General features: G+C 71.6%; 22 protein-coding genes. 13 read left to right on the forward strand and 9 right to left on the reverse strand.

Annotated elements, in window-relative coordinates:
* Nucleotides 1-21: 21 nt before the first annotated feature.
* The 3 genes from EJC51_RS30125 to EJC51_RS30135 form a co-directional block, all read right to left on the reverse strand.
* Nucleotides 22-510 (reverse strand): succinate dehydrogenase hydrophobic membrane anchor subunit, encoded by a 489-nt coding sequence (locus EJC51_RS30125; protein WP_126273944.1) that lies wholly within the window; start codon nt 508-510, stop codon nt 22-24.
* 5 nt (nt 511-515) lie between these two features.
* The gene (gene sdhC, locus EJC51_RS30130; protein ID WP_079311791.1) at nt 516-896 is read right to left on the reverse strand and encodes a succinate dehydrogenase, cytochrome b556 subunit; all 381 of its coding nucleotides are present in this window, start codon (nt 894-896) and stop codon (nt 516-518) included.
* Nucleotides 897-1,088: 192 nt separating this feature from the next.
* Complete coding sequence (locus EJC51_RS30135) at nt 1,089-1,637, reverse strand: 2-oxo-4-hydroxy-4-carboxy-5-ureidoimidazoline decarboxylase (RefSeq protein ID WP_126273945.1); 549 nt, start codon at nt 1,635-1,637, stop codon at nt 1,089-1,091.
* A 200-nt stretch (nt 1,638-1,837) separates the two neighbouring features.
* On the opposite strand from EJC51_RS30135, the gene EJC51_RS30140 reads away from it, so the two are divergent.
* The 4 genes from EJC51_RS30140 (at nt 1,838) to EJC51_RS30155 (ending at nt 5,461) form a co-directional block, all read left to right on the forward strand.
* Nucleotides 1,838-3,460 carry a beta-N-acetylhexosaminidase gene (locus EJC51_RS30140; RefSeq protein WP_244362915.1) on the forward strand — a complete coding sequence of 541 codons (1,623 nt, stop codon included), beginning with the start codon at nt 1,838-1,840 and terminating at the stop codon, nt 3,458-3,460.
* A gap of 46 nt (nt 3,461-3,506) precedes the next feature.
* On the forward strand, nt 3,507-4,196 hold the full coding sequence (locus EJC51_RS30145) for a DUF4328 domain-containing protein (RefSeq protein ID WP_165951190.1): 690 nt from the start codon (nt 3,507-3,509) through the stop codon (nt 4,194-4,196).
* Nucleotides 4,197-4,287: 91 nt separating this feature from the next.
* Nucleotides 4,288-4,794: a hypothetical protein gene (locus EJC51_RS30150; RefSeq protein ID WP_126273948.1), complete on the forward strand. Its 507-nt coding sequence runs from the start codon at nt 4,288-4,290 to the stop codon at nt 4,792-4,794.
* A gap of 118 nt (nt 4,795-4,912) precedes the next feature.
* Nucleotides 4,913-5,461 (forward strand): hypothetical protein, encoded by a 549-nt coding sequence (locus EJC51_RS30155; RefSeq protein ID WP_126273949.1) that lies wholly within the window; start codon nt 4,913-4,915, stop codon nt 5,459-5,461.
* Between the two features lie 19 nt (nt 5,462-5,480).
* On the opposite strand, the gene EJC51_RS30160 is transcribed toward EJC51_RS30155, so the two are convergent.
* Nucleotides 5,481-5,966: a DUF1877 family protein gene (locus tag EJC51_RS30160; protein ID WP_126273950.1), complete on the reverse strand. Its 486-nt coding sequence runs from the start codon at nt 5,964-5,966 to the stop codon at nt 5,481-5,483.
* A 111-nt stretch (nt 5,967-6,077) separates the two neighbouring features.
* Between EJC51_RS30160 and EJC51_RS30165 the strand changes: the two genes are divergently transcribed.
* Complete coding sequence (locus EJC51_RS30165; protein WP_126273951.1) at nt 6,078-6,467, forward strand: hypothetical protein; 390 nt, start codon at nt 6,078-6,080, stop codon at nt 6,465-6,467.
* 96 nt (nt 6,468-6,563) lie between these two features.
* On the opposite strand, the gene EJC51_RS30170 is transcribed toward EJC51_RS30165, so the two are convergent.
* Nucleotides 6,564-9,263, reverse strand: coding sequence for an N-acetylmuramoyl-L-alanine amidase (locus EJC51_RS30170; RefSeq protein WP_126273952.1), 2,700 nt, complete (start codon nt 9,261-9,263; stop codon nt 6,564-6,566).
* Between the two features lie 216 nt (nt 9,264-9,479).
* Here EJC51_RS30170 and EJC51_RS30175 point away from each other — a divergent pair, with 216 nt between their 5' ends.
* From EJC51_RS30175 to EJC51_RS30195, 5 genes are all read left to right on the forward strand, one after another.
* Nucleotides 9,480-9,911 carry a hypothetical protein gene (locus EJC51_RS30175; RefSeq protein ID WP_126273953.1) on the forward strand — a complete coding sequence of 144 codons (432 nt, stop codon included), beginning with the start codon at nt 9,480-9,482 and terminating at the stop codon, nt 9,909-9,911.
* 141 nt (nt 9,912-10,052) lie between these two features.
* Nucleotides 10,053-10,670 (forward strand): RNA polymerase sigma factor, encoded by a 618-nt coding sequence (locus EJC51_RS30180; RefSeq protein ID WP_059192744.1) that lies wholly within the window; start codon nt 10,053-10,055, stop codon nt 10,668-10,670.
* A 33-nt stretch (nt 10,671-10,703) separates the two neighbouring features.
* On the forward strand, nt 10,704-11,477 hold the full coding sequence (locus EJC51_RS30185) for a hypothetical protein (RefSeq protein ID WP_126273954.1): 774 nt from the start codon (nt 10,704-10,706) through the stop codon (nt 11,475-11,477).
* Nucleotides 11,478-11,829: 352 nt separating this feature from the next.
* Nucleotides 11,830-12,492: an RNA polymerase sigma factor gene (locus tag EJC51_RS30190; protein WP_126273955.1), complete on the forward strand. Its 663-nt coding sequence runs from the start codon at nt 11,830-11,832 to the stop codon at nt 12,490-12,492.
* Nucleotides 12,492-13,586 carry a hypothetical protein gene (locus EJC51_RS30195; RefSeq protein WP_126273956.1) on the forward strand — a complete coding sequence of 365 codons (1,095 nt, stop codon included), beginning with the start codon at nt 12,492-12,494 and terminating at the stop codon, nt 13,584-13,586. Before EJC51_RS30190 ends, EJC51_RS30195 begins: the two co-directional genes overlap by 1 nt.
* Before the next feature lie 202 nt (nt 13,587-13,788).
* Here the strand turns inward: EJC51_RS30195 and EJC51_RS30200 are convergent, their stop codons facing one another.
* Entirely contained in the window at nt 13,789-14,604 is an 816-nt protein-coding gene (locus EJC51_RS30200) for a L,D-transpeptidase family protein (RefSeq protein WP_244362917.1), read from the reverse strand.
* Between the two features lie 113 nt (nt 14,605-14,717).
* Here EJC51_RS30200 and EJC51_RS30205 point away from each other — a divergent pair, with 113 nt between their 5' ends.
* Together EJC51_RS30205 and leuE are read left to right on the forward strand one after the other, a co-directional pair.
* Nucleotides 14,718-16,298, forward strand: coding sequence for an acyl-CoA mutase large subunit family protein (locus tag EJC51_RS30205; RefSeq protein ID WP_126273957.1), 1,581 nt, complete (start codon nt 14,718-14,720; stop codon nt 16,296-16,298).
* A gap of 50 nt (nt 16,299-16,348) precedes the next feature.
* Nucleotides 16,349-16,996: a leucine efflux protein LeuE gene (leuE, locus tag EJC51_RS30210; RefSeq protein WP_126273958.1), complete on the forward strand. Its 648-nt coding sequence runs from the start codon at nt 16,349-16,351 to the stop codon at nt 16,994-16,996.
* On the opposite strand, the gene EJC51_RS30215 is transcribed toward leuE, so the two are convergent.
* On the reverse strand, nt 16,997-18,388 hold the full coding sequence (locus EJC51_RS30215) for an FAD-dependent oxidoreductase (RefSeq protein WP_126273959.1): 1,392 nt from the start codon (nt 18,386-18,388) through the stop codon (nt 16,997-16,999).
* 71 nt (nt 18,389-18,459) lie between these two features.
* Between EJC51_RS30215 and EJC51_RS30220 the strand changes: the two genes are divergently transcribed.
* Nucleotides 18,460-19,161 carry a TetR/AcrR family transcriptional regulator gene (locus EJC51_RS30220; protein WP_126273960.1) on the forward strand — a complete coding sequence of 234 codons (702 nt, stop codon included), beginning with the start codon at nt 18,460-18,462 and terminating at the stop codon, nt 19,159-19,161.
* Here the strand turns inward: EJC51_RS30220 and EJC51_RS30225 are convergent.
* Nucleotides 19,121-20,005, reverse strand: coding sequence for a class I SAM-dependent methyltransferase (locus EJC51_RS30225; protein WP_126273961.1), 885 nt, complete (start codon nt 20,003-20,005; stop codon nt 19,121-19,123). The two genes, EJC51_RS30220 and EJC51_RS30225, sit on opposite strands and share 41 nt — an antisense overlap.
* A gap of 64 nt (nt 20,006-20,069) precedes the next feature.
* Entirely contained in the window at nt 20,070-21,188 is a 1,119-nt protein-coding gene (locus EJC51_RS30230) for an acyltransferase family protein (RefSeq protein ID WP_399578687.1), read from the reverse strand.
* Nucleotides 21,189-21,261 lie beyond the last annotated feature (73 nt).

Here is a 21,261-nt window from a genome sequence, read left to right on the forward strand (position 1 = left end):
GTGGTTGCCTCAGCCCCGTGCCTAGCGGATGTTCGGGTCGAAGGTGAAGATCACCAGCGTGCCCAGCAGGATGGTGAACACCGTGGCGGTGTAGAGCAGGCCCTTGAGCCACAGCCGGGTGTTCGCGCGCTCCGCGTAGTCGTTGATGACCGTGCGCAGGCCGTTGGCGCCGTGCAGCATCGCCAGCCACAGCATCAACAGGTCCCAGACCTGCCAGAACGGCGAGGCCCAGCGGCCCGCGACGAACGCGAAGCCGATCTTCGACACGCCGCCGTCCAGCACGAGCTGGATCAGCAGGTGGCCGATGACGAGGACGACCAGCACGACGCCGGACAGGCGCATGAACAGCCAGGCCGCCATCTCGAAGTTGCCCCGCGTGGACTTCGGGGTCTTCTTGGTGCGCTTGCGCGGCGCCTCGATGAGGGGGGCCGGGTTGTCGACGCTGTAGACGTCGGCGCCCTCGACGGGGCCGATGCCCGAGACGTCAGCGGTCTTCTCGGTGGTGGACATACGCGTCAGCTCCCGAACAGTTCACGAGCGGCGTGGCCGAGGACGGGGTAGATCGCCCCGATCATCAGCACGACCCACAGGCCGACGACGGACCACAGCATCTGCTTCTGGTAGCGGGGGCCCTTCGACCAGAAGTCGACGGCGATGACACGCAGGCCGTTGAGCGCGTGGAAGAGGATGGCGGCGACGAGGCCGTACTCCAGCACGGCGACGATCGGCGTCTTGTACGTGGCCACGACCCTGTCGTAGTCCTCAGGGGAGACACGGACGAGAGCGGTGTCCAGCACGTGAACGAACAGGAAGAAGAAGATGAGGACGCCGGTGACTCGGTGAGCCACCCAGGACCACATTCCTTCCCGGCCGCGGTACAGCGTTCCAGCCGGCACGGAAGTCCCTCCGGGAGCGGGGATTGGGGCCGCGCCGGCTTGTGCTGTCGGTCGGGCCCGGCCGGGTACGGTCCACCGGCCCCCAGCATCGTAGCGACGGTTGCCTGCGGGGCTTACGTCGGGCCTACCGGTGTGATCAAAGTGGCATGCGTATGGGTGAGAGCGGTGCGGCTAATGGGGTGGGGTGTCCGGTTATTTGCCGGGTGCGGCGCCGTTGGGGCTGGTCGCGCGGTTCCCCGCGCCCCTAAGGACCTCCAGCAAACGTGCCTTTGCCAGTTGCCGTAGCTCTTCCCAAGCCACTACCCGCTCCTCCTCCGGATCGTTTGTCAATCGTGACCGGATTCCTGCCAGTACGTGGTCCAAGGCCTCGTCCGGCTTCAAGCCCTCCAGGCAGATCACGAACGCATGTCCGAACTTCGCCTCGTATGCCGCGTGTGCCGCGTCAAGTGCCATATGGGCGATGTCGTACGTCTCGTCCGGCAATGTCGTCAACGTCTCGCCCGCCAGCGCCTCCGACAGGTCCGCCGGGGTCAGGTCGTACGCCGCCTCGTCGGACGCGGCGAGTAGGGCCGGGGCGTCCGGGTAGGGGCGGTGGGCGGTGATGCGGTCGGCCCAGCGGAGGCTGCGGAGGCAGGTGAGGAGGAGGGTGCGGGCCTCGTCGGCGGGGGCGATGTTGAAGGCGTCGAGGACGGTGGGCAGCGCCGGTATGGCGACTCGGCCGGGAAGGTGTGTGGGCGTCACGTGTGTTTCGGCAGGGGATGCTGGGAGAGGTGTGACGTCACGCTATCGAGAGTGGACGTGACGTGTCCGACGGATGCCCGAATTTCACTCGCACGGGAGAGTTTCGGAACGTGTGGTGGACAGCTACGACCACCCCTACGCCCTAGGTTGGGTTCGTGAGTCAGCACAGGCGTCGGGCGCCGGCACGGAAGGCGCGGCAGGTGAGGACACGGGTCGTGGTCGTCGCGGCGGTGGCCGTGACGGTTGCCGCCGGAGTGGGGATCGGGGTGTGGGCCTCGGGCGACGGGGACCGCAGCGGGCCCACGGGGGCGGTGACGCGGCAGCCCTCCGACGGGAAGTCGGCGCCTTCCGCCGGCGCGTCCTCCCGGGCGGCCACTCCCAGTCCCACCCGCAGTTACCCGCTCTCGCGGACCCCGCGCACGATTCCCGCCGTGGCGGCGCACACCCCGGAGCGTGGGCCGGGGTGGCGGCCGCGGCAGGGGGAGCGGGTCGTCGTGAGCGACGCGGAACTCGCCGACGAGGGGCAGTTGGTCGCCGGTGAGCTGGGGCTGACGTACGCGGGGCAGAAGAGCGACACGCGGGACGGGGATCTGCGGCTCGTGCTGAACGACGACGCGGGCGGCGACCCGGAGTCGTACACCATGACCGTGCGCGGCGGGCGGGTCACCATCGGCGGGCCCGCCGACGCCGGGGTGTTCTACGGGACCCGGACGCTGAAGCAGACCGTGCACGGCGGGGGTACGGCGCCCGAGGGGGTCGTCAAGGACGCGCCCGCCAAGCCGGTGCGCGGGTTCATGCTGGACATCGCGCGCAAGCACTACACCGCCGGGTGGATCGAGGACCGGGTGCGGGAGCTCGGGGATCTCAAGTTCAACGAGCTGGGGCTGCACTTCTCCGACGACCAGGGGTTCCGGATCGAGTCGCGGTCGCATCCCGAGGTGGTGTCGGATCAGCATCTGACCCGGGCCGAGGTCGATCGGATCATCGACCTCGCCGCCGAGCGGCACATCACGGTCGTCCCCGAGATCGACTCGCCCGGACATCTCGGCGCCGTCATCGCCGCGCACCCCAGCCTCCAACTCCGCAACGCCTCGGGCGTCGCGGCGCGCGGCGCGGTCGACATCTCGCAGGACGCGGCCGCGACGATCGTCGACGAGCTGCTGGACGAGTACGCCGAGCTGTTCCCCGGGGACCGCTGGAACCTGGGCGGCGACGAGTACCGGGCGCTGATGGCCTCGAACCCGGAGGCGTCCTACCCGCAGCTCGCCACCGCCGCGCGGGAGGCCTACGGCACCGGCGGCACCGTCGCCGACCTCACCACCGGCTGGCTGAACGACCGTGCCGACACAGTCCGCAAGCACGGCAAGACGATGCGGGTCTGGAACGACGGGTTCTTCCCCGGTACGTCCGTGCAGCCGGCCAAGGATCTCCAGGTGGCCTACTGGACGGGCAAGGAGATCGGGGCGCGGCAGCCGGTCGAGTACCTGAGTGCGGGGCGCGACCTCGTCAACTACAACGACCTGTTCCTCTACTACGTCCTCGGGCAGCCCAACCAGTTCTGGTACCCGACGGGACAGCGCATCTACGAGCAGTGGACGCCACGGGTGGTGCGGGGCACCCAGGCGGTCGACGCCAAGTACGACGACCAGATCCTCGGCGGCTCCTTCGCGGTGTGGGGCGACTATCCGAACGCCCAGACCCAGGACCAGGTCGCGGCCGGCATCCGGCTGCCGCTGCGGGCGGTCGTCCAGAAGCTGTGGGACGCCGACAAGCCGTCCCTGACCTGGGCGGAGTTCAAGTCGCTGGCGGATCGCCTGGGTTGAGGAAGGGGCTGGACTTACCGGGTTGGCGAACGTATGTTCCCCCCTCGTGACCGACAATCGCCATGACCACTTCATCGCCCCGGCCGCCTGGCTCCAGTCGCCGGTCGGCCTCGGGCGGGCCGCCGTCGCGGGGCTCGGTGTGGCCATCGCCGCCGACCTGTTCGCCCTCGGGGCGGGCCTCTACGTGCGCGACGTCAGCGACGACCTGGCGAACGGTGCCCTCCGCGACGGGCGGGTCGAGCTCGCCGACCGGCTCTACTCCGCGGCCGGCATCGCCCAGACCGTCGTGCTGCTGACGACCGCCGTCCTCTTCCTGTGCTGGTTCCACCGAGTGCGGGTCAACGCCGAGGTGTTCGACCCGTACGGGCACGAGAAGAAGCGCGGCTGGGTGGTCTGGGGCTGGCTCCTGCCGATCGTCAACCTCTGGTTCCCGCGCCGGATGACGGTGGACATCTGGAACGCCAGCAGCCCCTGGAGCGCGCCCCGGACGCACGGCCTGGTCAACACCTGGTGGACGTTCTGGGTCATCTCGCTGCTCTCCGGCCGGGCCGCGTCCAGCGCGTACCGCAAGGCCGAGAGCCCTGACGAGATCCACGATGCCGTGGGGCAGCTGATGTTCTCGGACCTCATCGACGTCGTGGCCGCGGCCCTCGCCATCGCCGTCGTGCTGCGGCTGAACCGGATGCAGTACGAGAAGGCCCTTGCCGGCCCCGGCCCGGTCCCCGTGTCCGCCTGAGTCGCGGCGGATTGCCCGATACGGCTGCGAACGGCCGTACGACTGTGGTGTATTCGGCCCGAGCCGCAGCCGAGAGCCGGGGGGAGCCGGAATGGGCTACTGGGGGTACTTCGTCGTGGGCCGCAGCGAGCGGCCGCTGAAGGAGCTGGACGCGCTGGCCGGGGTCGCCGGGGGACTGGGTCTCAGGGCTGAGGCGGCCGGCGGGTGGCAGGTGTGGGAGTACCCGAGCGGGGACGGGGACGTCGGCAGCATGAACGCGCTGGCCCGGGAGACCGGGGCGCCCGCCCTGTTCGGGTACGTGATGGACAGCGACTGCGTGGTCGTCGAGGCGGCCGGGCCGGAGAGCGGGGCCTGGACGACCTGCCTGGCCCGGACGGCCATGGCCGGGTACATCGGCGCCGGTCAGGAGGGCCTCGCCCTGGAGGACTACTTCCTGGAACCGCCCGACGCGGCCGAACGGGCCGTCGCCTGGGCCGAGGAGGCGGGGCGGACGGCGGACCCCGAGCGGCTGCTCGAGGTGCTCACCGCCGAACCCGATTCGCTGGCCGAAAACCTGTTCTTCCGGCTGCTCGACCGGTTGTCCGTGGTGCCCCTGTGACACTCCCGGGCCGTCGCACGCAGTAAGGGGAAGTGCGGGCTCCGTTAGGGAGCATCGCAGGCGAAGAGGTGTCGTCGGGCTCCGGAGCGGTCGGGCGGCACTCCTCAGGGAGGCGTGGATGAGTCTGGTGGAGCTGATCGCTCAGGCCGACGAGCGCGGACTGGCCGCCAGCGGCTTGGCTTGTTTGGATCGGTGCGTACCGCTGCTCGGCGGCGACGACGAGATCCTGCGCCCCCTCTGGGCGAGCCTCGCCGACACCGGCGACTGGGAGACGGGACTGAAGGCGGCACGCGACAAGCTCGCCGGGTCCGCCGACGCGGCCGAGGACGAGGCCGCCGCCCTCGCCCGCCGGATGCTCGACGCCGCCCCGGACACGCGGGACGCCGACGGGGTGCGCGCCTGGGCCGACGCCTGCTCCGTCGCCTCGCTGCAGATCCACCGGCTGCTCGATCCGGCTTCGGGCGACGGCCCGCTCGACGCCTGCCGCGAAGGCCGTACGGAGGGCATGCCGCCGCTCGTCGCCGCCGAACTGCGGCGCCAGGTCACCGTCCTGGAGGTGCTCGCCGGGCACGGCACGGCCGGGCTGCGCCGGGCGCTGGAGGTGTCCGTCGAGGGGCGGCGCGTGCTGCGCGCGGTGGTGTCCCGCCGGGCCCGCGGCAAGCGCTGACCGGACCGCCCCAACTCCCTCACGTCACGAGCCACTTCACCACCGCGTCGCCGTACTGCGCCGTCTGACCGTAGAACGCGGTGAGGTCGCGGTGGGCCGCCGCGAACACGCCGTGCACCTCGGGTTCGGTGTCCGTGCCGCCGTACGACGGCAACAGCAGGTCGCGCGCGTCCAGCCACAGGTCGTCGAACACCGCCTCGGCGAGATAGGAGGCGACCCGGCCCGTCTGCGCGGCGGTGAGCAGCAGGAACGGCGGGAGCGTGGGGTCGGGGTGCGGGATCGGGCGGCCGCCGAGCACCACATGGGTGCGCGGGCCGTCCTCGCCGTGCGTGCCGGCGTACAGGAGTTCGTTGTCGAGGTAGCCCTTGTCCAGCACCTCTTCGCGATGCCAGCCGATCCGCTCGCGTACGGCGTTCCAGTCGTCCTCGAAGAGCTTCTCCAGCCAGGCCGGGCTGTTGCGCAGGGCCGCGGGCGGAATGGCGCGGAAGTGGAAGTACATGCTCATCAGTGACTGGAGCGCACGGGAACCGTGAAGCGTCACTCACGCCCGGACCACACATGTGAGAGGTGTCCGGATCCGGGTGACGAACGACACTCCCGGAACGCTCTTGAGGGTGTGACGACACAGTACGAAACCAGGCCCTCGGCCGCGGCGAAGCCCGTGCGGTGGGCGGCGGACGCGGTGGCGACGATGCGGGAGGGCGCGCGGGTGCGGCTCGACTACTCGGCACAGAGCCTGTGGCGCGTCGACCGGATGATCGACGAGCTGCGCCGCGAGGACACTCCGTACGCCGCCGTCGACGCGGTGCTGCGCGGATTCGGCGCGTACGCCGGTGAGGTGATCGTCCGTCAGACCGGTGCCGAGTGGTGGGCGAGCGGCGGCGACCACTGGATCCGCACACCCGACGGGCGGTTGTGGGACCCGATCGACGAGGCGCGGCGGTGTTTCGCGGGGCACGGGTCGCTGCGGCTGCTGTGCCGGGACGCGACGGTCGCCGGCCGCTAGGACCGGACAGGCCTCAGGGCTCAAAGCGAGCGAGCACGAGGAGAACGGCCGGGATCCCGCTCATGGGTGGGGACCCCGGCCGTTGCCTTCAGGGGCTTACGGCGTCAGGCTCTGGCCCAGCCTCGCGTCCGTCGGCGTCGCCAGCGTCGTCTTGCTGTAGATCGTCGCCTCCGACCAGCCGAGGCCCGTGCTGTTGCTCGGGAGGTGGAGGAGGATGCCGTCGCCGCCGTCCTCGTTGTCCGCGCCGAAGGTGAGGTCGGCGCGGCCGTAGCCGGAGAGGTCGGACAGGGAGACCGCGGAGCCGAAGCGGTCGTCGGTCTCCGTGGAGCCGGGGATGCCCGAGGTGTCCTGGGAGACGGCGATCGAACCCGTGCCCGTCAGGCCCGCCGAACCGCCCTTCACCAGGATCGCGTTGCCCGCGTTCGTGCGGTTCGCGCCGTCACGCACCAGGTCCTCGCCCGGCGCGCCCGCGAGCGCGTCGGCGTAACCGTCGGCGTCGTAGTCGCCGACCGAGACCGAGCTGCCGAACGCGTCGCCGGACTCGTCGCCGCCGGGGACGCCGGAGGTGTCCTGGTGGATCGTCGTCATGCCGGTCGTCGTGAAGCCCGTCGAGGTGCCCGGCACCATGGTGATCTGCCCGCCCGGCCTGCCGCCGGACTCGGACGCCACCGGCTGGCCGATGACGATGTCGTCGTAGCCGTTGCCGTTGACGTCACCGGCCGCGATGGACCGGCCGCCCTTGACCGAGATCACGCCGGCCTTGGTCAGCCCCGTCGCCGAGCCCGCGAAGCGGACGACGCGGCCGATGCCGCCGGTGTCGCGGTAGTTGAGGGCGACGTCCGCGTAGCCGTCCTGGTTGAAGTCGCCGGTCGCGGCGTCCAGGTAGGCCACCGCACCGGTGGCGGCGGTGAGCGTGCCGTAGGTCGTCTTGCCGCCGGTCAGACGGACGTTCCAGTTGCCGCCCTTGCCCGCGCCCGCCGCGAACACGTCCGCCTTGCCGTCACCGTTGAAGTCGCCCGCGGTCACGGCCGAGCCGAGCTTCGCGCCCGCCGCCGTGACGCCCGACGTGGTGTACGAGAAGCCGGTGTCGAGCGCCGGGCCGTACATCACCGTGACCTGGCCGCGGTCGGCGTTGCCGCTGGTGTCGTCCTCGCCGGGCGCGCCGATCGCGAGGTCGGCGTAACCGTCGCCGTTCACGTCGCCCCACGCGGTGGAGGTACCGAAGGCGTCGCCGGACTCGGAGGAGCCGGGGACCCCGGGGCTGGACTGGGTGAGCGTCACCTTCGCCGCCGTCACCGGCCCGTTGACGCTGCCCGGCACGATCTTCACCGCGTTCGCCTTCGGCACGCCCGCGACCAGGTCGGTCACGCCGTCCCGGTTGTAGTCGGAGGTGGCGAGGGCGTGCGAGATGCCCGGCGTCTTCGCGAGCGCCGCGATCCGCGACAGCTTGGAGTAGAGGTGGGCGCCGGGGCAGGCCGTGGCGTTGGTGTCCCGGTGGCCGAAGACGCGCGGCAGGGTGATCGAGCTGCCCTTGGCGACCTTGTTGCCGTCGACGCCCGCGTCGCTGCCGGAGACCAGGGTGACCTTGCCGGTCGGGTCGATGCCGTACATCCCGAACTTCCAGGCCACGATCCGCGCGATGGAGTCCAGTGCGGCCCTGCTGGGCTTGGCCGACTCGTAGTTGCCGATGTACGAGATGCCGACCGTGTTGGTGTTGAACCCGATGTCGTGCGCGCCGATCACCGGCAGGTCCATGCCGCCGCTGCGGCCCTCGAAGATCTGGCCGCACTTGTCGACGACGAAGTTGTAGCCGATGTCGTAGTAGCCGCGCGCGAAGTGCTCCTGCTGGATGGAGCGCATCCGGGCCCGGGACTCCGCGCAGGACAGGGTGTTGTCGCTGTCCATGCCGGTGTGGTGGATGACGGCGGCCTTGATCTCGGTGCCGTAGCCGGGTGTGCCGTCGTAGTCCGTGGACGCGCCCCACTCCGCCTGCGTGATGACCGGCGGCTTCACGACCGTGGAGGGGCGGGGAGCCGGGACGGTGGAGGTGGGGGAGGGGGACGCCGTGACGGTCTGCGTCGGAGTCGGAGAAGGAGACGCCGAGGCCGACTCGGAAGCCGAAGCCGAAGGCGGCACGGACTCACTCGGCGAAGCCGAAGCCGAAGCTGATGCCGATGCCGATGCCGATGCCGATGCCGACGCCGACGCTGACGCCTCCGGCGTCGTCGTCCCGGCCACGAACGCCGCCGGTTCCACCCCGCTGCCCTTCGGATCCGTCCCCGGGTCCAGCAGCTTGACATCCATTCCGGCCGGCTGCCCGCCCGCCGCGGTGCCGTCCGCGTTCACGACCCGCACCTCGACGCCGTCCGAGTCACCGGTCCACAGCGACTCCGTACCGCCGCGCAGCGCGGCCCGCTCGCCTTCGGCGCCGTCCGCCTGGCTGGGGTCGACGGTCAGCTTCTGCCACCCGGACCACGTGCCGGTCTCCAGGTCCCGGGTGCGCACCTCGGGCGTGCCCTTGGCCTTGGCGTCGGCGTCGTCCCAGGTCACCAGCAGCGCGCTGAAGCGGTCCGTGTCCCGCTTGGCGAGGCTCTTGCGGCCGGCGCCCGCGCTCTGGAGCTTCAACGTGTGGATCGCGGCCTTACGGGCCGTGGCCCTGCCGTCCGACTGCGCGCCCTGGTCGGCCATCGCGTACGTCACGATGCCCGCGCCGCTCAGCACGACGGCCCCGGCGGTCAGCCAGGCCCGTCTCCTGAGACTGAGCGGTCTGTACGCACGGCTGCTGCGAGGACTCAACTACCCCACCCCTGTGAAATGAACTCGTTGGTAGCGCCTGCCACTTGGGCGGCCCATACACAGAGCGCTCAGCTCTGGCCAAACATCACTGGCCCGAAGGGTTGTACGGCGGCTGTGGTTTTTCCGTGTGGGAATCGCCACGCCCGGGACCCGTGATGTTCGCGGGACGGCATCCGCTGGAACAGCGGGAGAGCCGAGCGAATGGGGTGGGGGCTCATGGGGAAGCAGGCCGGGAGCGTGACGTGTGCGGCCGGGATGCGGGGGCGGGCCGCGGAGTTCGTCACGGGGATCACCGCGCGCAGCCGGCTGCCGCTGGACTACTCGGTGGCCAGTCTGCGGGTCGTCGACTTCCTGATCGACGGCCTGCGCAAGGGCGGCGCCGACCAGGACCGGGTCCGCGAACCGCTCACGGGCCTGGGCGCCTACGTCGGTGAGGTACTGGTGCGCCGGGCGGGCGCGGTGTGGGTCGACCTCGACGACACGCAGCGCGCGTACTTCGGCCAGGAGGTCGGCGTCCGGATGCCCGACGGCCGGGTCTGGAACCCGCTCGGCAAGGTCCTCAACCGCTTCGGGTCGAGCGGCCCCGAGGACTCCCTCCAGACCTTCTACCTGACCCTGCACGGCCGGCCCCGGCGGACCGCCGCCTGACGGACGGCCGGGCCGAGGACAGTGACACTTCCGTGCGGCCCGGCGCTGATGTGCGTGGAGGGCTGAGCACCCCGCTCAGCGCAAGGGCGACCGCACCCGCGGTGCGACATCGCCGCGAACCGGCATGAACGAGGACAGTTCTTGGGTCGAGGAGGCGAACCCCGCCGCGTGCAGACGTACGACGTCGAGCTCGGCGCGGCTGTCGCGCGGGCCCAGGACGGTGACGAGGCCGCCTTCGCGGTCGCGTACCGGATCGTGCAGCCCGGACTGCTCGGCTACCTCCGCGGCATCGTCGGCGACGACGCCGAGGACGTGGCCTCCGACGCCTGGCTGGAGATCGCCCGCGACCTCGGCCGGTTCAAGGGCGACGGGGCGGGCTTCCGCGGCTGGTCGGCGACCATCGCCCGGCACCGGGCGCTGGACCACCTGCGGCGGCAGAAGGTACGGCCCCGGTCGGCCGCGCTCGAACAGGACGTACTGGATCTGCCCGGCCCGCACAGCACCCACGACCAGGCGCTGGAGTCGCTCTCCACCGAGTACGCCCTGGAGCTGGTGCGCGGGTTGCCGCGGGACCAGGCGGAGGCCGTGCTGCTGCGGGTGGTCGTCGGGCTCGACGGTCCCGCCGCCGCCCGCGTCCTCGGCAAGCGCCCCGGCGCCGTGCGCACCGCCGCGTACCGGGGGCTCAAGCGCCTCGCCCAGCAGCTGGGCGTCGAGAGTGTGACGGATGACGACCCCCGCACGCTGGGGGAGTCGAAGTGAACGACGACGGGCCGGACAGAGACGGGAACGGACATGGGTGAAAGGCAGAGCGGCGGGGGCCACGGCCGTCGGCGCGTGCACCCAGCCGCCGGCGTCCCCGGCCGGCAGGGCAATGACGGCACCGGCGGAACGGCTGGTGCACACGGCACCGACGGCCTTGAGCAGTTCCTGGCCGACGCCATGCGCGTCCTCCCCGGAGACGACGGTGAGCAGCGGGCCGTCGCCGCGTTCCGGGCCGCCCGGGACGGCGGCGCGCACCGCGCCCGCACCCGCCGCCGGGACGACTGGCGGCCCCGGGAGCAGCGCAGGCTCGGCCGCTCGCTGAAGACCACCCTCTCCGTGCTCGTGGCGAGCCTCACCATCGGCGGCGTCGCGTTCGCCGCGATCGGCACCTCCGGCTCGTCCTCCGACGACACCGCCGACCGGGCCCGGGAACGGCAGCCGCACAGCACCGCCTCCGCCTCCGAGCGGGCGGGCACCACCCCGGACACCGGCGCCTCCGTCCCCCCGGACCGTCCGGTCACCGCCCGGGGCACCGAGGCGCACTGCCGCGCCTACGAGAACGTCCGGGGCCGCGGCAACGCGCTGGACTCGACGGCCTGGCAGCGGCTGATCGAGGCGGCGGGCGGCGAGGAGAAGGTCGCGGCGTACTGCGCACGGCAGTTGGGGCAGGGCCGGCCGAACAAGCAGAACGGCCAGGGCAAGACGCCGGACAAGGGCAACGCGGCGACGAGCGCGCCGACCACGGGCGCCCCGGGCAACAGTGAGAAGCAGCCCGACAAGGCCAAGGGCAAGAAGAACCAGTAATCCCCGGGAAACCGAGACGCGGAGGCGGCGACGCCGCTCCGCCCTGCGTCCTGCCCGGGCCGCACGCGGAGACGGCCGGGGCCGCCACCCCCCACAGGAGAGGCCCCGGCCGTCGCGCGGCACGGGCCGCGCGGCGGCCCGTACTTCCTACAGCGCCATGAGTGCGTTTTCTGTCACACCCCGGGCCGCCACCGGCTCCCGTCCACCCCGTCATGAGGTGGTTGCATCTTGTACGGACATGGACGAGCAGCGGTTTCAGGTCGTAACGTGCCTTTCGCGCCGAGCGGGAGGCGAGGAACCACCGCAATCGCAGGCGGCCCGGGGGCCGCGACCATCGACTGAGGAACCATGCGTGCTGGGGGATGACGCGGAGCTGACCGCCGCGGTGCTCGCGGCACAGGACGGGGACGAGACCGCGTTCCGGACTGTGTACCGCGCCGTGCACCCGCGGCTGCTCGGATACGTCCGGACGCTGGTCGGCGATCCGGACGCCGAGGACGTCGCCTCCGAGGCATGGCTGCAGATCGCCCGGGACCTGGAGCGGTTCGAGGGGGACGCCGACCGGTTCCGCGGCTGGGCCGCCCGTATCGCCCGCAACCGTGCCCTGGACCACATCCGCATGCGCGGCCGTCGGCCGGCCATCGGCGGCGACGAAACGGAACTGACCGGGAAGGCCGCCGAGTCCGACACCGCGGGCGAGGCCATGGAGGCCCTGGCCACCGACACCACCCTCTCCCTGATCGCCCGACTGCCGCAGGATCAGGCCGAGGCGGTCGTGCTGCGCGTGGTGGTGGGCCTGGACGCCAAGACCGCGGCGGAGACGCTGGGCAAGCGGCCGGGAGCCGTCCGCACGGCCGCGCACCGCGGGCTGAAGAGGCTCGCCGAACTCCTCGGCGCCGATCCGGAATCGGCCGGCGGGCTCGACGCCCTGCCGCCCCAGCGAGAACCACGCAACCGTGCGGTGACGTCCGCGAGTGTGACGCATACGCGTCCGCGGACGCAGAAGGACATGTGATGGCCGACAAGCAGTACGAGTGGCTGAACCAAGAGCTGGCGGAGCGGCTGCTGCGCGGTGAGTCACTGGACAACGCTGTCGAGCCCACCGCCCGTGACGAGGCCGAGCGGCTCGCCAAGACCCTGGGCGCGCTGTCCGTGGACCCGCCGCCGAGCACCACCGAACTCCCCGGCGAGGAAGCCGCCCTGGCCGCGTTCCGCAAGGCGCACGCCGAGCGGGGCACCGGCACGGTGCGTACGGAGCACGGCGTCGGCGTCGGCGCGCACGCCGACGTCGGCCTCGTCCGTATCGGCGGACGGCGCGGGCGCGGACCCGCGGCCCCGCCCGGCCCCCGCCCCCGCCGCAACCGCCCCGTCCGCCTCGCGCTCGCCGCCGCGCTGGCCTTCGGCATGGCCGGCGGAGTGGCCGCCGCGGCCGGTGCCGGGCTGCTGCCGACCCCGTTCGGCGACGGCGAACCCGGCCCCAACGCCTCCGTCTCGGCCGCCGTGACCTCGGACCGCCCGCTCGGCTCGCCGTCACCCCAGGGCACCGGCGCGGACGAGCCGACGCCCGACGGCTCCAGCGCCGGGGCCGCCGAGGAGGGCGGCGGCCGTGACACCGCCCGGGACGGCGCGAGCAGCTCGCCGGGCACCGGAAAGGACGGCAAGGACGGCAAGCCCGGCTCCTGGTGGGGAGCGGCGCCCTCGGCCTGCCGCGACCTGCGTGACGGCAGGGCACTGTCCACCGACCGCCGCCGTGCTCTGGAGGGCGTGGCCGGCGGTTCGGCACGGGTGTGGAAGTTCTGCCAGGGCGTCCTGGACAGCTCCTCCGGCACCCGGTCCGACGCCCAGGCCGGTGAGGACGGGGACGGCGGCAAGGGCAAGGGCCACCACGACCGGGACGGCAACGGCGGCGGCCGGGGCAACGGCAACGGCAAGGGCGACGACGACGGCCACCACAGAGGCTCCGGAGACGGAGACCACCGCGGCGGCAACCGCCACGACCCCGACGGCGGCTACTCCCCGCCGGAGCCCGACACGGCCGCCCCGCTGCTGCCGAAGAAGGCGGCGACCTCCCCGCAGCCGGAGCCGAGCCCGTCGTACTCGGCCCTCTGAGACCGGCCGCACCGGCGCCCGCGGAACTTTTTCCCGGGGGGTGTGACGTTTTCCGGCCCGGCGGCGCAGTACTGAATGAGCCGACTGGTCATCGGCCGTCGCACAGAGCCGGGGTTCCCCCCGTACCCACGGCTCGTGCATTCGGCGCGGGCGGGACACGTTCCCCCGGTCCCGCCCGCGCCCCACACGTCCGCCCCGCGGGTCACCAGTGCACGACGACCTTGTCGCCGGTGCGGACCTCGTCGAAGAGCTCCGAGATCGCCGCCTCGTCGCGGACGTTGACGCAGCCGTGCGAGCCGCCCGCGTAGCCACGGGCCGCGAAGTCCGTCGAGTAGTGCACCGCCTGGCCCCCGCTGAAGAACATCGCGTACGGCATCGGCGAGTGGTAGAGCGTCGAGTAGTGGTCGCGGGACTTCCAGTAGACGCGGAAGACGCCCTCCCGGGTGGGGGTGTACTCGGTCCCGAACCGCACCGGCAGCGTCGTGAGCGTCCTGCCGTCCACCATCCAGCGCAACGTACGGCTGGACTTGCTGATGCACAGCACCCGCCCGGTCATGCAGCGCGCGTCCGGCGCGTCGGCGGGCTGCCCGCCCATCAGGTACAGCTCCCACTTCCCCGGCTCGCGCGTCATCCGCAGCAGCCGCTGCCAGGTGACGGAGTCGGTCTCGCCGGTCTTCGGCAGCCCGCGCTTGCCCTGGAAGCCCTTGACGGCCTCCACGGTCGCGTCGTCGTACGTCCCCGTCGGCCCCTCGAAGATCCAGGCGACCTGCCGTAGCCGGGCCTGGAGCTCACGGATGTCCCGTCCGGTGTCGCCGCGGGACCACAGAACCCTGGCCGGCGTGGCGGAGGAGGGCGTGGAGGTGGTCGCGCGCGGCGTCGGCGAGGCGCTGTCGGGCAGCTCGATGCGCACCGGCGTCCGGTTCTTCCCGTCGCCGTCCGCCGCCTGCACGGTGCAGCCGCCCACCACGGCCACGACCGCCAGTGCGGCGAGCACTCTCCTCATGTCCTCGGTACGCATCGCGCCCCCCGGTCGTCTCACGCCGCCACCGAAGATGCTTTCCCGCGGATGACTCGTCGCGAACGGCGCGGCATTGTGGGGACCAGTACCCCAGTGACGGGAGGCGGCACACCATGGCGCGCGAGTCGGAATCGGGACTGCCCATCGAACCGGTGTACGGGCCGCGGTCCCTGGCAGGCTGGGACCCGGCGGAGAAGCTGGGCGAACCGGGCGCCTACCCCTACACCCGGGGCGTGTACCCGACCATGTACACCGGCCGCCCCTGGACCATGCGCCAGTACGCCGGCTTCGGCACGGCCACCGAGTCCAACGCCCGTTACCGGCAGCTCATCGCCCACGGCACCACCGGCCTCTCCGTCGCCTTCGACCTCCCTACCCAGATGGGCCACGACTCCGACGCCCCCCTCGCGCACGGCGAGGTCGGCAAGGTGGGCGTCGCGATCGACTCGGTCGACGACATGCGGGTGCTGTTCGACGGGATTCCCCTGGACCAGGTCTCCACGTCGATGACGATCAACGCCCCGGCGGCGCTGCTCCTGCTCCTCTACCAACTCGTCGCCGAGGAACAGGGCGTACCCGCCGACCGGCTCACGGGCACGATCCAGAACGACGTCCTGAAGGAGTACATCGCGCGGGGAACGTACATCTTCCCGCCGAAGCCCTCCCTCCGGCTGATCGCCGACATCTTCAGGTACTGCCGGGCCGAGATCCCGAAGTGGAACACCATCTCGATCTCCGGCTACCACATGGCCGAGGCGGGCGCGTCCCCCGTGCAGGAGATCGCGTTCACGCTCGCGGACGGCATCGAGTACGTGCGGACGGCGGTCGCGGCCGGGATGGACGTCGACGACTTCGCGCCCCGCCTCTCCTTCTTCTTCGTGGCGCGTACGACGATCCTGGAGGAGGTCGCCAAGTTCCGTGCGGCCAGGCGCATCTGGGCCCGGGTGATGCGGGACGAGTTCGGCGCCCGCGACCCCAAGTCGATGATGCTCCGCTTCCACACCCAGACGGCCGGCGTCCAACTCACCGCCCAGCAGCCCGAGGTGAACCTCGTGCGGGTCTCGGTCCAGGCCCTGGCCGCGGTGCTGGGCGGCACCCAGTCCCTGCACACCAACTCCTTCGACGAGGCGATCGCCCTCCCCACGGACAAGAGCGCGCGGCTCGCGCTGCGGACCCAGCAGGTGCTCGCCCACGAGACGGACGTCACCGCCACCGTGGACCCGTTCGCCGGCTCCTACGTCGTGGAGAAGATGACCGACGACGTGGAGGCGGCGGCCCTCGACCTGATGCGCCGGGTCGAGGACCTCGGCGGCGCGGTCGCGGCCATCGAGCACGGCTTCCAGAAGAACGAGATCGAACACAGCGCCTACCGGATCGCCCAGGAGACCGACGCGGGCGAACGGATCGTCGTCGGCGTCAACCGCTTCCGGCTCGACGAGGAGGAACCGTACGAGCCGCTGCGGGTCGACCCCGCGATCGAGGCCCAGCAGGCCGAGCGGCTGGCGCGGCTGCGGGCGGAACGGGACGCGGCGGCGGTCGCCTCGGCCCTCGACGCCCTCAGGAAGGCGGCGGCGGGGGAGGACAACGTCCTGTACCCGATGAAGGAGGCGCTGCGGGCGCGGGCGACGGTCGGCGAGGTGTGCAACGCGCTGCGGGAGGTGTGGGGGACGTACGTCCCGGCGGACGCGTTCTAGGGTGTGGACGCCTTCTCGGGACAGGGCTCTGACATGCGAAACTCGATCCCATGTTCGGTGTCATAGACCTTCCCACCTACCTGGCAGGACTCGTCCTGATCGTCCTGCTGCCCGGTCCCAACTCGCTGTACGTCCTGTCCGTCGCCGCCCGGCGCGGGGTGCGGGCCGGGTACACCGCGGCGGCGGGGGTGTGGTGCGGGGACACCGTGCTGATGACGCTGTCGGCGGCGGGGGTGGCGTCCCTGCTCCAGGCCAACGCCGTGCTGTTCGGGATCGTGAAGTACGCGGGCGCCGGGTATCTGACGTGGCTGGCGGTGGGGATGCTGCGGGCCGCGTGGGGGATGTGGCGGTCGCGGAAGGAAGCGACCACCGAGGACGCGTCCGAGGGGGCCTCCTACGAGCGGCCCTACCGCCGGGCCCTCGTCATCAGCCTGTTCAACCCCAAGGCGATCCTGTTCTTCGTCGCCTTCTTCGTGCAGTTCGTCGATCCCGGGTACGCGTATCCGGCGCTGTCCTTCGTGGTGCTGGGGGCCTTCGCGCAGGCCGCGAGCTTCCTGTACCTCACCGCGCTGATCTTCAGCGGGACGCGGCTGGCGGACGCGTTCCGGCGGCGGAAGCGGTTGTCGGCGGGGGCGACGTCGGCTGCGGGGGCGTTGTTCCTGGGGTTCGCGGTGAAGTTGTCGATGGCGAGTGCCTGACTAGAGCCCGACCCGTGCCGAGTAGTCCTTGAGTCCGGTGGCCGTCTCGCCTGCCCAGCCGACGTAACCGTCCGGGCGCACCAGGAACAGGCCCTTTCCGTACGACACCTGGCCCGTACCGTGCACGACCCGCGTCGTCGCCGGTGGCCGCGGAGCCTCGACCCCCACCGCGAGCAGCGTCCAGTGCGGCCCCCGGAACGCGTCGAACAGCCGTACCCCACCCAGCATCCCGTCAGGTGCGCGGTCGCCCGCCCGCAGCGGACCCGGCAGGGTGCCCGTCTCCGCCGTCAGGGACGAGCCCCGATAGCCCAGGCCCAGCTGACGCGTCGCGTCGCCCCGGCGGGTCTCGCCCCGGTGGACGCTCGTCGTCAGGCCCAGCATCTGGGCGGCGATCGGGCGGCGCTCCTCCTCGTACGTGTCGAGGAGGGACTCCGGCGCGCTCCCCGTGAGCACCGCGCCCAGCTTCCAGCCCAGGTTGTAGGCGTCCTGGACGCTGGTGTTGAGGCCCTGGCCGCCGGCCGGTGAGTGGATGTGGGCCGCGTCGCCGGCGAGGAAGACGCGGCCGGAGCGGAAGCGGTCGGCGAGGGCCTGGCGGGGGCGGAAGTCGGAGGACCAGCGGAGTTCCGTCACGGCGTCCGGGGTGAGGTGGGAGCGGTCGGCGACCACCTTGCGGACGCCTTCGAGGGAGACGTCCACGGCCGTGCCCTCCGGGAACTGGGCCACGACCTGGAAGTCCTCGGTCCCGGCCAGCGGGCAGATCGCCAGGAAGCCGTCGCCGTCCCCGCGCGGCGGGAACACGTGCCAGTACTCGCGGTCGAGGCCGGTCAGCCGTACGTCCGCCACCAGCATCGGGTGCGGGTCGACGGTCTCGCCGGTCATGGCGATGCCGAGGGCCCGGCGGATCGCGGAGCGGCCACCGTCCGCGGCGACGACATACCGGGCGCGGAGGTCAGGGCCGTCCGCGAAGTGCACGCTCACGCCGTCCTCGTCCTGCGTGAGACCGGTGACCTCCCGGCCGAAGGCGACCTCGCCGCCCAGCTCCGTCAGCCGCGCCGCGAGGATCTCCTGCGTCCGCCACTGCGGGACCATCCACGGCTCGTTGTACGGCGAGTCCTCCGTCGCCTCGGCCGGGTCGAACATCTGGTGCTCGCCGACGCGCTCGCCGTCCTGCCAGATCATCCCGACGGGGTAGGTGCCGCCCGCCGCGCGGATCGCGTCCCGGACGCCGAGGTCGTCGAAGACCTCCATCGTGCGCGGCTGGATGCCCTTGCCGCGCGAGCCGGGGAACAGGGCGTCGGCCTTCTCCACCACCAGCGCGGCCACCCCGCGCCGCGCGAGGTCGATGCCGAGGGCGAGGCCGGTCGGGCCGGCTCCGACGATCAGAACATCCATCGCTTATCTCCTTAACGCTGTTAAGTGCCGTCGCCGACAAGGCTGCCCTTAACGCTGTTAAGGTGTCAAGCGTGAGTACGGAACGCCGCACGCCCCTCGACCGCAAACGGGTCGCCGAGACCGCCCTGAAGCTCCTGAACGAGCTGGGCCTGGAGGGCCTGACCCTGCGGGCCATCGCCAAGGAGCTCGACGTCAAGGCCCCCGCCCTGTACTGGCACTTCAAGGACAAGCAGGCGCTGCTGGACGAGATGGCGACGGAGATGTACCGGCGGATGATCGCCGGGACCGCGCTGGATCCCGGCGATACCTGGCAGGAGCGGTTGCTGAAGTCCAACCGCGGACTGCGGGCCGCGCTGCTCGGCTACCGCGACGGCGCCAAGGTCTTCAGCGGCTCACGTTTCACGAGCCTCGTGCACGCGGAGGCGATGGAGGACAACCTGCGCCTGTTCACGTCGGCCGGCTTCACCCTCGCCCAGGCGGTCCGCGCGGCCTCGACGACGTACTTCTACACCCTCGGCTTCGTCACCGAGGAACAAGGCATGCAGCCAGGCGTCGACGTAGAGGAACGGGCACATCTGATGGCCGACTTCCCCTTGTCGGCGGCGGCGGGGAGGGAGGTCTTCGCGGACTACGACAGCCATTTCGAAGAGGGCCTGGCTTTGATCATCACCGGCATCGCCAACGCCCTAAGGGGCGCGGGGAACTGCGCGCCCAGCCACGACGAACCCGCACCTAACCGCGAACCGTCAAAGCCCTCCGCACTGCCCGAGTGACAACCGGCGGCAACAGTTCCACGGCGATACGACGCGCAGGCGACCTCCGCCGCTGGGGCGCCGCAGGCACCGGCACCGGCGCCACATAATGCCGCGACTTAGGAAACTCCACCGCCCGCATCCCCTGCGCCCGCGCCCGCACCAACCGCTGCCCCGCCGCCTCCTGCACACTCAGCCCGCAGTCCGGCCGCCCCCGGAGCATCTCCAGCAGCTCCTCCTGCACCACCCCCGGGTCCCCCCAGGTCCCGTACAGCTTCTGCGTGCTGAGGCAGACGATCCGCAGCCCCCGGTTCAGCACCGCCTCCCACACCGCCACCGACACCCCCGGCGTGTGCTCGGAGCGGAAGTCGTCGAGGACGACGATCCCGTCCGGCACCAGCAACTCCCGCGCCGCGCCGATGTCGTCGCGGACGTGCTCGTACAGGTGCGAGGCGTCGATGTGGACGAAGCGGCAGGTCTTCGGGGCGACCTCGGAGGAGATGACGGAGCTGGGCGCCTCGATGACGCGGGGCAGCTCGTCGTGGAAAGAGAGGTAGTTGCGCTCGAAGGACTGGCGGGTGAGGGACGCGTACGACTTCGCCGTCTCGGCCTTGTTCGCCCCGTCCGGCGCCTCCCCGCCGAACAGGTCGCAGACGGTGAACTCCTCGCCCGCGCCCCGGTGCCGGCCGAGCAGGATCGCGCTCTTGCCCATGTAGGCGCCGAGTTCCAGCAGGTCGCCCTGGACGCCCAGCCGCCGTTGGCGGTCGAGGAACCAGGTGAACAGCATCTGGTCGAGCGGCGGGAACCAGCCGGGTACGTCGCTGAGTTCACCGGGGTACGTGTACGTCTGCTGTGCGTTGGACATGAGACATTCCTGCTCGCCCTGGACCAGGCGAACTGACCCGCAGCGGAACGTCAGATGAACAACCTCACCGAGCCTTGGCCAGAGCCGAACGCAGCTTCGGAGTGAGGGGCTTCTCCACGTACCGGTTCAGCAGCCAGGCCAGCAGCAGCATCGCCGCGACCGTCAGCGCGAAGGTCTCCGCCGACGGCAGGCCGAGGCCGATGTGCAGGGCGTGGATCACCACCCAGCCGAGGTGCTCGTGGACCAGGTAGAACGGGTACGTCAGCGCCCCGGCCACCGTCAGCCAGCGCCAGTTCGCCCAGTTGAGCCAGCCCAGCGCGATCGCCGCGACCGCGAGGAAGCCGAGCGCGACCACGAGGACGATCCCGGCGGAGGAGCGGTGCGCGAACGCGTTCGGGTCGCCGGCGTTCCACAGCCCGCGGACCGCGTAGTGCTGGCCGATGAGGAAGCTGACGCCGACGATGCCCCACGCGTACACGTCCCGCCGGTCGCGGTGGACGAGGTAGAGGCCGACACCGCCGATGAAGAACGGTGCGTACTCGGGCATCAGCACCACGTCGAGCAGCGGCTGGTGCGCGGCCTGCGTGATCGCCGCCGCCAGCGTCCAGCCCGCGCAGAACAGGATCACCCGGCGGCGCGAGGCACCCGGCAGGACCACGCACAGGGCGAACAGGGCGTAGAAGCGGACCTCCGCCCACAGCGTCCAGCACACACCCAGCACCCGGTCGACGCCGAGCGGCTGCTGGAGCATCGTCAGGTTCACGAGCGCGTCGCTCGGCGACACCGTTTTGTACGCCACCATGGGGAGGGCGAAGACAGCGGTGACCAGCACCACCGCCGCCCAGTACGCCGGCAGCAGCCGGGACGCGCGGGAGGCGAAGAACGACTTCAGGGGCCTGCCCCAGCCGCTCATGCAGATCACGAATCCGCTGATCACGAAAAAGACCTGGACGCCGAGACAGCCGTACGAGAAGAACTGGTGCAGCGTCGGGAACTGGGCTTTCGGGGAACTTCCCCAGGCCGCCGTGACATCGCCGCCCCGGCCGCCGTAGTGGTACGCAGCCACCATCAGCGCGGCCACCAGACGCAGTCCGTCCAGGGCGCGCAGCCGGGTCTCGCGGGGTGCCGTCCGGTCCGGCCGCGGGGGTGTCTCCGTCACCTCGCCGACGGTGATCGTGGTCACGGATATCCCCTCGACAGCTGTTCCTACGGGTGTACACAGGGACATTAGTCCGAATCACAGGGATGTCTTGACC

This window comes from Streptomyces aquilus, assembly GCF_003955715.1.
Lineage (GTDB): Bacteria > Actinomycetota > Actinomycetes > Streptomycetales > Streptomycetaceae > Streptomyces > Streptomyces aquilus.

Excerpts from the sequence above, each read along its gene's own strand:
- EJC51_RS30125 (WP_126273944.1), bottom strand. The coding sequence starts at position 510 with ATGTCCACCACCGAGAAGACCGCTGACGTCTCGGGCATCGGCCCCGTC.
- EJC51_RS30160 (WP_126273950.1), bottom strand. The coding sequence starts at position 5,966 with ATGAGCATGTACTTCCACTTCCGCGCCATTCCGCCCGCGGCCCTGCGC.
- EJC51_RS30205 (WP_126273957.1), top strand. The coding sequence starts at position 14,718 with ATGGCGCGCGAGTCGGAATCGGGACTGCCCATCGAACCGGTGTACGGG.
- leuE (WP_126273958.1), top strand. The coding sequence starts at position 16,349 with ATGTTCGGTGTCATAGACCTTCCCACCTACCTGGCAGGACTCGTCCTG.
- EJC51_RS30185 (WP_126273954.1), top strand. The coding sequence starts at position 10,704 with ATGGGTGAAAGGCAGAGCGGCGGGGGCCACGGCCGTCGGCGCGTGCAC.
- EJC51_RS30225 (WP_126273961.1), bottom strand. The coding sequence starts at position 20,005 with ATGTCCAACGCACAGCAGACGTACACGTACCCCGGTGAACTCAGCGAC.
- EJC51_RS30155 (WP_126273949.1), top strand. The coding sequence starts at position 4,913 with ATGAGTCTGGTGGAGCTGATCGCTCAGGCCGACGAGCGCGGACTGGCC.
- EJC51_RS30175 (WP_126273953.1), top strand. The coding sequence starts at position 9,480 with ATGGGGAAGCAGGCCGGGAGCGTGACGTGTGCGGCCGGGATGCGGGGG.
- EJC51_RS30200 (WP_244362917.1), bottom strand. The coding sequence starts at position 14,604 with ATGCGTACCGAGGACATGAGGAGAGTGCTCGCCGCACTGGCGGTCGTG.
- EJC51_RS30215 (WP_126273959.1), bottom strand. The coding sequence starts at position 18,388 with ATGGATGTTCTGATCGTCGGAGCCGGCCCGACCGGCCTCGCCCTCGGC.
- EJC51_RS30195 (WP_126273956.1), top strand. The coding sequence starts at position 12,492 with ATGGCCGACAAGCAGTACGAGTGGCTGAACCAAGAGCTGGCGGAGCGG.
- EJC51_RS30150 (WP_126273948.1), top strand. The coding sequence starts at position 4,288 with ATGGGCTACTGGGGGTACTTCGTCGTGGGCCGCAGCGAGCGGCCGCTG.